General features: G+C 38.2%; 14 protein-coding genes. All 14 read left to right on the top strand.

Features of this window, described 5'->3' with window-relative positions:
- Positions 1-23: 23 nt before the first annotated feature.
- Positions 24-626, top strand: coding sequence for a dephospho-CoA kinase (coaE, locus tag Q0507_RS08715; protein ID WP_298715128.1), 603 nt, complete (start codon positions 24-26; stop codon positions 624-626).
- A 160-nt stretch (positions 627-786) separates the two neighbouring features.
- Positions 787-1,341: a lytic transglycosylase domain-containing protein gene (locus tag Q0507_RS08710; RefSeq protein ID WP_298715126.1), complete on the top strand. Its 555-nt coding sequence runs from the start codon at positions 787-789 to the stop codon at positions 1,339-1,341.
- Positions 1,325-2,020 carry a hypothetical protein gene (locus Q0507_RS08705; protein ID WP_298715124.1) on the top strand — a complete coding sequence of 232 codons (696 nt, stop codon included), beginning with the start codon at positions 1,325-1,327 and terminating at the stop codon, positions 2,018-2,020. The genes Q0507_RS08710 and Q0507_RS08705 overlap by 17 nt, the downstream gene beginning before the upstream one ends.
- A 264-nt stretch (positions 2,021-2,284) precedes the next feature.
- Complete coding sequence (gene rimP / locus Q0507_RS08700) at positions 2,285-2,743, top strand: ribosome maturation factor RimP (RefSeq protein WP_298715122.1); 459 nt, start codon at positions 2,285-2,287, stop codon at positions 2,741-2,743.
- A gap of 17 nt (positions 2,744-2,760) precedes the next feature.
- Complete coding sequence (gene nusA / locus Q0507_RS08695) at positions 2,761-3,837, top strand: transcription termination factor NusA (protein WP_298715120.1); 1,077 nt, start codon at positions 2,761-2,763, stop codon at positions 3,835-3,837.
- A 2-nt stretch (positions 3,838-3,839) separates the two neighbouring features.
- The gene (locus tag Q0507_RS08690; RefSeq protein WP_298715118.1) at positions 3,840-4,109 is read left to right on the top strand and encodes an RNase P modulator RnpM; all 270 of its coding nucleotides are present in this window, start codon (positions 3,840-3,842) and stop codon (positions 4,107-4,109) included.
- Positions 4,110-4,121: 12 nt separating this feature from the next.
- Positions 4,122-4,427: a ribosomal L7Ae/L30e/S12e/Gadd45 family protein gene (locus tag Q0507_RS08685; protein ID WP_298715116.1), complete on the top strand. Its 306-nt coding sequence runs from the start codon at positions 4,122-4,124 to the stop codon at positions 4,425-4,427.
- A gap of 15 nt (positions 4,428-4,442) precedes the next feature.
- The gene (gene infB / locus Q0507_RS08680; protein ID WP_298715114.1) at positions 4,443-6,899 is read left to right on the top strand and encodes a translation initiation factor IF-2; all 2,457 of its coding nucleotides are present in this window, start codon (positions 4,443-4,445) and stop codon (positions 6,897-6,899) included.
- A 9-nt stretch (positions 6,900-6,908) separates the two neighbouring features.
- Positions 6,909-7,265, top strand: coding sequence for a 30S ribosome-binding factor RbfA (gene rbfA, locus Q0507_RS08675; protein WP_298715112.1), 357 nt, complete (start codon positions 6,909-6,911; stop codon positions 7,263-7,265).
- 17 nt (positions 7,266-7,282) lie between these two features.
- A complete protein-coding gene (locus Q0507_RS08670; protein WP_298715109.1) occupies positions 7,283-8,227 on the top strand; it encodes a bifunctional oligoribonuclease/PAP phosphatase NrnA in 945 nt (314 codons plus the stop codon).
- A complete protein-coding gene (locus Q0507_RS08665; RefSeq protein WP_298715107.1) occupies positions 8,227-9,168 on the top strand; it encodes a tRNA pseudouridine(55) synthase TruB in 942 nt (313 codons plus the stop codon). The genes Q0507_RS08670 and Q0507_RS08665 overlap by 1 nt, the downstream gene beginning before the upstream one ends.
- A gap of 2 nt (positions 9,169-9,170) precedes the next feature.
- Complete coding sequence (locus Q0507_RS08660; protein WP_298715105.1) at positions 9,171-10,103, top strand: bifunctional riboflavin kinase/FAD synthetase; 933 nt, start codon at positions 9,171-9,173, stop codon at positions 10,101-10,103.
- Positions 10,104-10,117: 14 nt separating this feature from the next.
- The gene (locus tag Q0507_RS08655; RefSeq protein ID WP_298715104.1) at positions 10,118-10,882 is read left to right on the top strand and encodes a shikimate kinase; all 765 of its coding nucleotides are present in this window, start codon (positions 10,118-10,120) and stop codon (positions 10,880-10,882) included.
- Positions 10,882-11,930, top strand: a 1,049-nt coding sequence (locus tag Q0507_RS08650) for a helix-hairpin-helix domain-containing protein (RefSeq protein WP_298715102.1), incomplete at its 3' end; no start/stop codon positions are given. The genes Q0507_RS08655 and Q0507_RS08650, both read left to right, overlap by 1 nt.

Below are 11,930 nucleotides of genomic sequence, written 5' to 3'. Positions count from 1 at the left end.
TTTATAAAAAATAGAAGGTATATATGTTTAAAATTGGCTTAACTGGTGGCATTGCATCTGGCAAGAGTACAGTTCTTACATATTTTAAGGATAAAGGTATACCGTATATCGATGCTGATATTGTGGCTCGTGAAGTTGTAGAGCCTGGTACCAAAGGGCTAGAAGCAATTGTAGCTGTTTTTGGAGCCGATGTATTGCACGATGATGGGACATTAAACCGAGAAGCATTAGGGGCTATTATATTTCATAATGAAAAAAAACGCCAACAATTGAATGATTGTTTAAAAGAGCATATTCAAAATCGAATTATGGAGCTCACTGCTCATTATGAGGCACTACATACACCAGTTTTACTATATGATATTCCCTTACTCATCGAAGGAGAATGGTATACCATGATGGACGAGGTGTGGCTTGTATATGTGAATGAGTCGACTCAAATTGAGCGCTTAATGAACCGCAATGGATTTATCAAAGAGGATGCATTGGCTCGTATTAAGAGTCAAATGCGTCTTGATGACAAACGTCCTTATGCGGATGTAATCATTGATAATAATGGTACACCTTTGGATTTAAAGGAACAATTAGATACCATCTGGAATGAGCGTATCGAATCGGCTCTATAAGAAAATCGATAATTGCCATTTTATGTGTCAAATTTAGTATATAAATAATAGTAATAAATGGTATAATAAGCCCATAAAACTTAGCATAATATTAGTTTAGCATTTGTTATATGTTAGATTTTGATGACTATTTTTAGTTTATATGTAGAAAGGGGGATATATGAAACGTGCAACGGCAACGGCACTATCCTGTGTCGTACTTGGGTGGTTTTATTTTACATACCTAGATGATCCTTTGGCGCGTCAAATCGCGTATCCCTTTAACTATAAAGAGGAAGTTATAGCTGCAGCTGAGAAAGAACAGGTGCCGCCATCTTTGGTGGCTAGTGTTATCTTAGCTGAAAGCAAGTATAAAAACACAGCGGAGTCTGAAACCGGTGCGCTTGGATTGATGCAACTCATGCCAGATACAGCTCGTTGGGTGGCACAACAAGTTGGGCATGGCAATTATACAGATCGTCAATTAAAAGAACCTACTATAAATATTGAGCTAGGTACTTGGTACCTAGGTCATTTGCTGAAGGAGTTTAATGGGGATCAAGTACTAGCATTAGCTGCTTATAATGCTGGTCGTGGTCATGTGGAATCGTGGATTCACGAAAATAACTGGAATGGAATGGTTGATACGATTCCGTTTCCTGAGACTCGTAGCTATGTAAAAGCAGTCTTACAGTATCAAGAAAAATATGAGGCATTATATGGAAACGATTATTGAAGCTTGTAAAGCCTTAGACTATTCCTGGTTGCCTCAATCTATTGAAGGCTTTACACTAGTTACCTCTACTGAAAGTGACTATACAAAGTTAGCTAATCGTATTAGTGCTGGTGAAGACGTATTGAAGGTACCTATTTTCCACTATCAAAACGATTTGGGATGGCGTTGGTCAGCCTTATATGATAAAGAGGTAGAGGACTATACAGTACATATAGAAATGCCACTATTTTCCTTTGTGGACATTTCCTTTGTGAGCACTAATTTAGAGTCCTTTTGGACAGGGTTACAAGAACGATGTGTAAAAGGGTTAACCAATATGTTAATAGAACCTTTTAATAACTTTACCTTTACTTATCGTCGCCGAGGAATTCCTGAATGGGACTTCTCACAAGTTATGCCTGAAGAGTTAGAAGGTTTTGTACGCGATATTGATCCAGCCCATGCGATTCGCATGATTAATGGGTCTTTTATCATTGGCGAATACCGCAAGATGGATGAGTGTACAGGCTTACTATTGTATTATAATGAATTGCGTGATGAGTACTTTGCGGAACTTCGTTATAAAAGCTATCCAGAAATTGACCATCATTTAGATGCAAAAAATCTAGATGATTTAGCAGTGCTATTGCGTGAGCATTTAGGTGCTATACTGAAAGGCTTGAATGAGCGCGTTGATTAAAGTTTGGATAGATTTAACTATGCTATTTTTTGTCATTTTTTGTTTTTATAGAATGACTTATGTGGGATTGTTTTTTTTAATGCCCATTAGAAAGCGTAGAATTTGTATATACATAGTAAATGTGATATACTATATATGACTTTTATATAAATCTTTTAAAAGAGTGGGCTTATGTCCACTCTTTCATTTATGATTAGCTCAATTTTAGAGTAATTTAGAATCAAGAGATATATACAAGATGTAGTAAGTAAGGAGGCGATGGCTATGAAAAGAGAAGCAGTGGAGGAGTTTGTATCCTCTGTAGTTGAAGGTATTATAGCCGGCACCGATATGGAACTCGTCGATGTAGACTATGTGCGTGAACGCGATTGGTATTTACGTGTCTACCTCGATAAACCAGGTGGTGTAGATTTGGATGACTGTCAGTTGGTGAGCGAAAAATTAAGTGCTGTCCTCGACGAAAAGGATCCAATTACGGAAAACTATTTATTGGAGGTATCTTCTCCTGGTCTTGATCGAGTTCTTAAAAAAGATAAGGACTTAGTTCGCTATAATGGCCGTGACGTAGATATTCAGCTGTTTAAGCCGATTAATGGCAGTAAACAATTTACTGGTGCATTACAAGGTTTTACAGACTCAACTATCGACTTTACTATCAATGGTGAAAGCATAACATTTGAACGTTCTACCATTGCACAAATTCGATTACATCTTGATTTTTAATATATGGAGGCATACGAGTGAGTCAAGAATTAATTCAAGCGGTAATGGTGCTTACAAAGCAAAAAGGTTTTGCTCCTGAGGTTATTTTTGAATCCTTAGAGGCTGCATTGTTGCAAGCATATCGCAAAGAACCAACATCTAACCCAGATGCGTACGTTGTGATTGACCGCGAAACAGGCGTTTATAAAGTAATGGCTAAAAAACAAGTTGTAGAAACTGTTGAATTACCTGAAACAGAAATCAGCTTGTTGGACGCTCGCAAAAAAGATAAACGTTTTGAGATTGGTGACGTAGTAGAAGTAGATGTAACTCCTGCCAACTTTGGCCGTAGTGCTGCCCATACTGCTAAACAAATGCTTATTCAACGTTTAAAAGAGGCTGAGCGCAGTGTAGTATACGAAGAGTATTACAGTCGTGAAGGAGATATCATCACTGGCGTTATTACTCGCGTTGAAGGTAAAAATGTATTTATCGATCTTGGTAAAACAGAAGCGATTTTGCCTTCAACTGAGCAAATTGTTACTGAAACATACCGTGAAGGAGATCGTATTAAATGCTATATCGTAGAGGTTAAGAAAACTACGAAAGGCCCTCAAATTATGATTTCTCGCACACATCCAGGTTTATTGAAACGTCTATTTGAGCTAGAGGTTCCAGAAATCTTTGAAGGCGTAGTAGAGCTTAAGTCTGTAGCTCGTGAGCCGGGGATGCGTTCTAAAATCGCCGTATATAGTCGAGATGAAAATGTTGACCCTGTAGGTGCTTGCGTAGGTCCTAAAGGACAACGTGTACAACATATCGTTGATGAATTACACGATGAAAAAATTGACATTGTTAAATGGGATGAAGATCCAGCAATTTATATTGCTAACTCCCTGAGTCCTGCAAAGGTTGTATCTGTAGATGTAAGCGAAGAAGAAAAAGCTTCTTATGTAGTAGTGCCTGATTACCAATTATCTTTAGCTATTGGTAAAGCTGGCCAAAACGCTCGTTTGGCGGCTAAGTTGACTAACTGGAAAATCGATATTAAAAGTGAAACTCAAGCTGCTGAAGAACCTTTCACAGGTTTCGGCAATGCTGAGGATGGTGAATAGTCATGAAACCAAAATCCCAACCTATGCGTACTTGTGTAGGATGTGGTGACCCTAAGGCAAAACGAGAATTGATTCGCGTAGCCTTGAGTCCAGACGGCAATATCACTATTGATCGCAGCGGCAAAGCACCAGGACGTGGAGCATATTTATGTGAGTCCATGTCATGTTTTGAGCAGGCCTATAAGGCAAAACGATTAGAACGGTCCTTAAAGCATAGCGTATCTAAAGAGATATATGAAGCGTTACAACGTGATTTACAAGAGAATGAGTAATCACTGATATACATGAATGAAGATAAAATTTTAAATCTCTTAGGCTTAGCGCAACGAGCAGGAAAAGTTATTTCTGGTGATTTTATCGTAGAAAAAGCTATAAAGCGAAGGGAACCGAAATTGGTACTTCTCGCTGGTGACTGTGCAGCCAATAATGAAAAGAAATATACTCAATTAGCAGAAACCCATCACATTCCACTTCACAGTATTGCCGATAAAGAGGCTTTAGGAACGGCCATTGGTAAGGAAGTTCGGGTAGTAGTCGCCGTATTAGATGATGGATTTGCAAAGGCATTACTTAAAGAGATTGATCGATAATAAGGGGGTATGTAGATGTCCAAAAAGCGCGTTCATGAAATCGCCAAAGAGTTCGGCGTAGAAAGTAAGCAGGTCATTTCTATCTTGCAACAACATAATATTAATGTTACTAAAGCAGTTAATTCTGTAGATGATTCAGGTTATGAAATTGTAAAAAAACAATTAGGTAAAAAATCTGAAGCTCCTAAAGTAGCACAAAAAACAGAAAAAAAGGTAGAATCAAAATCTGCTCCAACTGCAGCTCATAAACAAGAAGCTGCATCACATAAACAACAGCATTCAAATCGTTCTAACGAACAGAAAAAAGATAAACACAAACAAGCTGGTCAAAAACAAGACGATCAATCTAAACAAAAGGACCATAAAAAAGGCAATGTACGTCACGTACAAATCTCTGAGCCTACACGTAAATCTGATGGAAACCAACATGGTGGTGACCGCGCTAACAATCGCCCTAACAATAACAACCGCAATAATGATAACCGTAATAACGGTCGTTCAAATGATGCGCGTAATAATGATAATCGCAACAACGATAATCGTAATAGCGATAACCGCAATTCTAATAATGATCGCCGTAACAAGAAAAATAAAAAAGGTGGTAATAACCGCCCTCAATCCTTGTTATCTACATCTATGCAAAAGAAAAAAAATCGCGTAAAACATCGTAACGAGCAGTACTTACAACAAAAAGCAGAAGCTGAACGTAAGGCTGAAGCTGCGATTGCTACAGAAATTGAATTAAGCGGTCCTTTAACTGTTAAAGAATTAGCTGAAAAAATGGGGCGCGAAGTATCTGAAATCATCAAAAAATTGATGCTTTTAGGTGTTATGGCAAGCATTAACCAAGAGGTTGATGTAGACACAGCTACTATCGTAGCTGAAGAGTTTGGCGTAACTGTAACTGAAGTAGAACCAGAAGAAGATCCTACAGATGTTATCGAAATTGAAGATGCACCAGAAACATTAAAGCCGCGTCCTCCTGTAGTAACTATTATGGGTCACGTTGACCATGGTAAAACATCCTTGTTGGACGTAATTCGTCAAACTAACGTAACAGCTGGTGAAGCTGGCGGTATCACTCAACATATCGGTGCATACCAAGTTCGTTACAACGACAATAAAATTACATTCCTTGATACACCAGGCCATGAAGCGTTTACTGCTATGCGTCTACGTGGTGCGAAATCTACAGATATCGCGGTTCTCGTAGTAGCTGCCGACGATGGTGTAATGCCACAAACTATCGAGGCTATCAACCATGCTAAATCTGCAGAAGTACCTATTATCGTAGCCATCAATAAAATGGATAAACCAGGTGCTAACCCAGACCATGTAAAACAACAATTGTCTGAACATGGACTTTTACCAGAAGAATGGGGTGGCGATGTAATCATGGTTCCAGTATCTGCTAAACAAAAACAAGGTATCGACGACTTGCTCGAAAATATCTTGCTCGTAGCAGAGGTTATGGAGTTGAAAGCTAATCCTAACCGTAAGGCATATGGCGTAGTTATCGAGGCTCAACTTGATAAAGGCCGTGGTGCCGTATGTACAGTATTGGTACAAAAAGGCTCTCTTCGTGTAGGAGATACAGTACTTGCTGGTACTGCGTACGGTAAAGTTCGTGCCATGACAAATGAGCGCGGTGAAAAAGTAAAAGTTGCTCGTCCATCCATGCCAGTAGAAATCTTGGGCTTCTCTGAAGTTCCACAAGCCGGTGAAATTATTAACGGTATGGATGACAACGAGGCACGTGCAATCGCTGAAAAACGTATTGCTAAACAACGCGTTCAAGAATTACAATCTACTCACAAAGTTACATTGGATGATATTTTCAACCAAATTCAACAAGGTGAGTTAAAAGACCTTAACATCATTATCAAAGCTGATGTTCAAGGTTCTGTAGAGGCATTGCGTCAATCTTTAGAAGGCATTAAAAACCCTGAAGTACGTATCGTTATTGTTCATGCAGCTGTAGGTGCTATTAATGAATCCGATATCATGTTGGCTTCTGCATCTAATGCAATCGTAATGGGCTTCAACGTACGTCCTGATGCTAATGTCCGCCGTGCTGCTGAAAATGAAAAAGTTGACCTTCGTACATATCGCGTAATCTACGATGCTATCAACGACGTTGAGTCTGCGATGCGTGGTATGCTAGCTCCTCAATTCAAAGAGGTTATCGTCGGTCGTGCAGAAGTTCGTCAAGTTATCTCTACACCTAAAGCTATTGTAGCAGGTTCTTATGTAACTGAAGGTCGCATTACTAATGACTCTGAAGTTCGCTTGATCCGTGATGGCATCGTTGTGTTTGAAGGTAAGGTTGACTCCTTACGCCGCTTCAAAGACGAAGTGAAAGAGGTTAAAACATCCTTTGAATGTGGTATTTCCTTGGAAGGTTACCGCGATGTGAAGGAAGGCGACGTTATCGAAGCATACTTAATGGAAGAAGTTGCACCTCAATTCTAGGAGGTATATATGAGTGACGTTCGTGTCAGAAAATTACAAGAATTTATCAAACAAGAGGTAAGTCAAATGTTGATGCGCGGGTTGAAAGATCCTCGCATCGGCTTTACCACAATTACGGATGTTCATGTAACAGGTGATTTGCGTGAAGCTACGATTTATGTTTCCTTGTTTGGTTCCGATAAGGAAAAACAAGATACTCTTATTGCATTAAAGCATGCAGCTGGACATATTCGTACTGAGCTTGGCAAAGTACTTAAATTGCGCCACGTTCCTTCTATCACTTTTGATAAGGATACGTCTTTAGACTATAGCATGCATATAGAATCCCTTTTGAATGAAATCAAAAAGGACGAAGAAACAAATTAAAGCAAAGGATACAGAACATGAGTAAGATTACTATTAATCAATTACATATGGCTCTGTGTGAAGCTAATTCTATTATGCTAACCGTCCATGTTAGACCTGATGGCGATGCTATCGGTTCCATGGTTGCCTTTTACGAAGCCCTTGCTGGGCAAGGTAAAACTGTATATATGGTAGTGGATGATGTAGTTCCTGAGAAATACTCATTCTTACGATATACGGACCACATCTATGATGTAGCGTATTTTGAAACTAATCCAGTTGATATTGATATGCTAATGGTTTTGGATGCTAGCACGTATGAGCGAATTGGCAAAGTAGGTGCACTCTGGAGTGCACCTATTTTTAATATAGATCACCATATTTCTAATACAGAATTTGCAGATCATCTATATTTAAAGCCTGATTTTGCTGCTACTGGTGAAATTGTCACCGACTTATGTACAAAATGGAATTGGCCTATCACTGAGTCTATGGGTACCGCGTTATATATGGCGATAGCTACGGACTGCGGTTTCTTTAAGTTTAGTAATACTACGGCGAATACCCTTAAGATGGCTGCCAAATGTGTCGCTGCAGGGGCTAGACCAAATGTTATTTCTGAAACTATTGAAGCCGTATCTGCCAGTCGCCTAGAATTAACAAAACAAGTTATGCAAACTATCGAATTCCATAAGAATAATACAGTGGCCACTATCGAGCTAAATCGTGAGGCCATGAATATTCTAAGTAATGATACAGATGGTTTTGTAGATATTATTAGAAATGTTGATACTGTAGATGTGGCAATTTTATTGAAAGCTGAAGCTGATGATAGAACGCGCGTAAGTTTGCGCTCTAAAGGTATTGATGTGAATACTGTGGCAAGCCATTTTGGTGGCGGCGGTCATATTCGCGCTGCTGGTTGCACCATTAATTTGCCGTTACAAGATGCAAAAAAGGCTCTTATTGAGGTGATTAAGTAATGGATGGGGTTTTACCTTTTTTAAAACCACCTGGTATTACGAGTCATGACGCCGTTGCTATTTGTCGTCGTATTTTAAAAGAAAAGCGCATTGGACATAGTGGTACATTAGATCCTATGGCTTATGGTGTGTTACCTGTATTTCTTGGAAAGGCAACACGCCTTATAGAATACACGGAGGGTTTTGATAAAACTTATGTAGCAGAATGTAAATTGGGTACTTTTACAGATACTGAAGATAGCTCAGGACAAACTGTATTGCCAGATAATGATATGGTATTGCGTGATGGCGTTGTATTGAATCAAGCTATTCAATCTACAGAGATCTCAGCAACTATGGTTAAACCAAGCTTTGAAGAACTGGTTAGTACCCTGAAAAAATTTGCAGGTGCTCAAGACCAAAGACCGTCTAAGTATTCAGCTATTAAAGTAAATGGCATTCGAGCTTATGAATATGCTCGTAAAGGTATTCCTGTAGAACTGCCATTACGTCAAATTCATATTAAAAATATTGAGCTCATAGCCTATGGATTCCCTTTTTTCACGGTTCGCGTGACTTGCTCAGGGGGGACTTATATTCGCTCATTATTACGCGATATTTGTATTGCTTTAGGTATACCTGGCACGATGACTTCTTTGGCGCGTACTAAAGTAGGACCTTTTGAGATCAGCTCTGCTAAGATAGCTGAAGAATTAATGTTACATGGTGAAAGCCTTATATTACCAACGGATACGGCGGTTTCTCATCTTTCACAAGTGACTGTAAATAGTGTACAATTAAAAATGATGGTGCAAGGGAAGGAATTACCTATTGAAAGTGAATTTTCTTTCACCGAGCTAGATAATTTATATAGAGCTTATGGACCGAATGGTTTTATTGGTATTATGAAACGAACAAACCACACATTAAAAGTGGAAAAAAATATTTTTATTGAAGGATAAGTATGAAGCAAATACATTCGTTTGATGAACTACGTCAAATCAAAGATACAAAAGTATATGCCCTTGGTACCTTTGATGGCATTCATCGAGGGCATCAACGAGTTATACGTAAGGCTGTTGAAGAAGCTACATCAGTCAATGGCGTAAGTATCATCATTACCTTCGAGCATCATCCGTTGACTATATTACATCCAGAACGAGTACCTAAACGGGTGATTCAAGAAGCGATTATGGATACTGTGCTAGAAGAGCTCAAAGTTGACTATATTTTACGGTTACCTATGACTGAAGCATTATTAAAAATGACTGCAGATGAATTCTTACATGATCTCTGCAATGATATGAATGTGGACGCCATTGTAATTGGTGAAAACTTTACATTTGGTGCAAAGGGGCTTGGCAATCCAGAATATATGAAACAGGTGGTAGCGGATAAGAATATACGAGTTCTTGTACAGCCTTTATTGCCATGTGATGATCGTAGTACACCTATTTCTAGTACAGAAATTAGAAAGGCTATTCATGAAGGACGTTTGGAGGATGCAAATCATTGGCTAGGTAGGCCATTCCAGTTTAAAGGAACTGTGATTAAAGGTGATCAACGGGGACGCACATTAGGATTTCCAACATTGAATCTATTACTTCCTAATGAAATGGCTACACCTCCAGATGGAGTCTATGCTAATCGTGTATGTATTGATGGTATTTGGTATGATGGGGTAGGCAATATTGGAGATAATCCAACCTTTAAAAACCAGTACCATAGATGTGAAGTACACGTTTTTAACTTTGACCAGGATATATATGGAAAAGAAGTAATTGTACAATTCATTTCTTATATTAGAGGGGAAGTTAAATTTAATAACTTACAAGATCTTATCGATCAAATGAAGGTAGATGAAGAACAGGCTCTAGCTATTTTAGCTAATGCATAAAAAAGGGGGTTCTCATGGATATTAAGGAAGCTCGTAAACAAATAGATAGTATTGATTCTGTATTAGTTACGGAGTTTGAAAAACGACTCACATTGATTAAAGAAATTGGTAAATATAAGGATGAACATCATTTGCCGCTTATTGATGAAGAACGAGATGATAGCATCGTTGCTTTACATACTCAAAATTGTAAAAATGAAGTGTTAGCACCTTATATTGAAAATTATATAAAAACTGTCGTTTCTATGAGTAATGAATTCTTGAAAGAACACATGCATAAGCATATTTTTCTCATTGGTATGCCTGGTGCAGGTAAGACTACTGTTGGTAAAGTTCTAGCTAAAGAGTTGGGGCGAGATTTTTTTGACTTAGACCAAACGATTCAAGATAAAGTAGGTAAATCCGTTCAAAATATCTATATTTACGATGGTAAAGATGCTTTCAGTGAATATGAATATAGTACAATCAAAGAATTAATTCATAATAAACCATCTGTCATTGCTACAGGTGGCGGCACTGTTACCTATGATAAAACTGTTAAATTGATGCGAAATAATGGTCTTGTTGTATTCGTAAACCGCGATGTAAATCATATTTTAGATGATTTGGATCTTGAGATTCGTCCGCTTGTAAAAGAAAGTATCGAATATATTTTTAATGTATATGAAGAAAGATACCCTCTATACGAAGCAGTGGCACATATCAAAATTGGTAACGAAGGCAGCATTACCGATGCAGTGCAAGAAATTATTGAAGCCTTGCCTAATACGGAGAAATAATGGACGCCATACGAGGATTTGTATACCGAACTATATATGAGAATACACAACGTACATATTGCGTGTTTATCCTGAAAGATTATAATGAGGAATACATTACTTGTACTGGCAAATTTGAGTCTCCTAAAGAAGGGGAAGACATTGAAGTACGGGGCCGCTATGTAGAACATGAAAAGTACGGTCGCCAATTTGATGCGAGCAGTGTCGAAAAGTTAAAACCTGATAATATGGGTGCTGCCAAAAATTATTTGTTAAATTTAGGCATAAAAGGTTTTGGTGAAAAATCCGTAGAGAAGATACTAGAGTATTTTGGGATTCGTATTTTAGAAATTTTACGGGAAGAACGTCCAGAAGAGATTAAAGATGTTCCAGGTCTCCGGAAAAGTGTTAAGGATGAATTATTTAATACCTTACTTGGTGAAGGTATTTTATCCGATTTAAATCATTTTTTTGAAAGTCATCACATTTCATCGAAATGGAGTCGTATTGTATATACCTATTATGGTGTGCAGTCAGTTGCAGTTATAGAGGATAATCCTTATATCTTGTTACGTGTAGCTCCAGATATGCTTTTTGGTACGGCCGATACTTTGGCCGAACATTTAGGTGTCACTGGCAGTGATACACGCCGTTTAGAGGCTGGTTTAGAATGGATTTTACGCAGTTTAGATAATCAAGGTCATACATGCTTACCCGTAGATCGACTTATCGGTCGCTTAGATGAGCTATTACAAACTGATGTAGATGATATTGCTAATTTTATTGAAAGCCTTCTAGAACAAGGTGCACTGTATAGCACGTATTATGAAGATATATTATATATCTATCCGCCAGAGATGTATGTTTCTGAAGTGGAAGGTGTCCATTATACTCGGGAGTTTCTATTAGAAGCTGATCCAATCGCATTAGATATTCCTAGTTTTATTGAAAAGTTTGAACGAGACAACTACATTACTTTTGGTGATGCTCAAAAAGAAGCTATACAGCTCTCATTTTTTGAAAAGTTTTCTCTTATAACGGGTGGTCCTGGTACAGGTAAAACAACTAT

It is taken from the genome of uncultured Veillonella sp., assembly GCF_938010505.1.
Classification (GTDB): Bacteria; Bacillota; Negativicutes; order Veillonellales; family Veillonellaceae; genus Veillonella.
This window is presented reverse-complemented; position numbering and strand designations above follow the sequence as displayed.

What these genes read in the sequence shown, in the direction of transcription:
- Q0507_RS08685 (WP_298715116.1), top strand. Translation starts at nt 4,122, where the DNA reads ATGAATGAAGATAAAATTTTAAATCTCTTAGGCTTAGCGCAACGAGCA.
- Q0507_RS08710 (WP_298715126.1), top strand. Translation starts at nt 787, where the DNA reads ATGAAACGTGCAACGGCAACGGCACTATCCTGTGTCGTACTTGGGTGG.
- Q0507_RS08665 (WP_298715107.1), top strand. Translation starts at nt 8,227, where the DNA reads ATGGATGGGGTTTTACCTTTTTTAAAACCACCTGGTATTACGAGTCAT.
- Q0507_RS08655 (WP_298715104.1), top strand. Translation starts at nt 10,118, where the DNA reads ATGGATATTAAGGAAGCTCGTAAACAAATAGATAGTATTGATTCTGTA.
- Q0507_RS08705 (WP_298715124.1), top strand. Translation starts at nt 1,325, where the DNA reads ATGGAAACGATTATTGAAGCTTGTAAAGCCTTAGACTATTCCTGGTTG.
- Q0507_RS08690 (WP_298715118.1), top strand. Translation starts at nt 3,840, where the DNA reads ATGAAACCAAAATCCCAACCTATGCGTACTTGTGTAGGATGTGGTGAC.
- Q0507_RS08670 (WP_298715109.1), top strand. Translation starts at nt 7,283, where the DNA reads ATGAGTAAGATTACTATTAATCAATTACATATGGCTCTGTGTGAAGCT.
- infB (WP_298715114.1), top strand. Translation starts at nt 4,443, where the DNA reads ATGTCCAAAAAGCGCGTTCATGAAATCGCCAAAGAGTTCGGCGTAGAA.
- rimP (WP_298715122.1), top strand. Translation starts at nt 2,285, where the DNA reads ATGAAAAGAGAAGCAGTGGAGGAGTTTGTATCCTCTGTAGTTGAAGGT.
- coaE (WP_298715128.1), top strand. Translation starts at nt 24, where the DNA reads ATGTTTAAAATTGGCTTAACTGGTGGCATTGCATCTGGCAAGAGTACA.
- Q0507_RS08660 (WP_298715105.1), top strand. Translation starts at nt 9,171, where the DNA reads ATGAAGCAAATACATTCGTTTGATGAACTACGTCAAATCAAAGATACA.
- rbfA (WP_298715112.1), top strand. Translation starts at nt 6,909, where the DNA reads ATGAGTGACGTTCGTGTCAGAAAATTACAAGAATTTATCAAACAAGAG.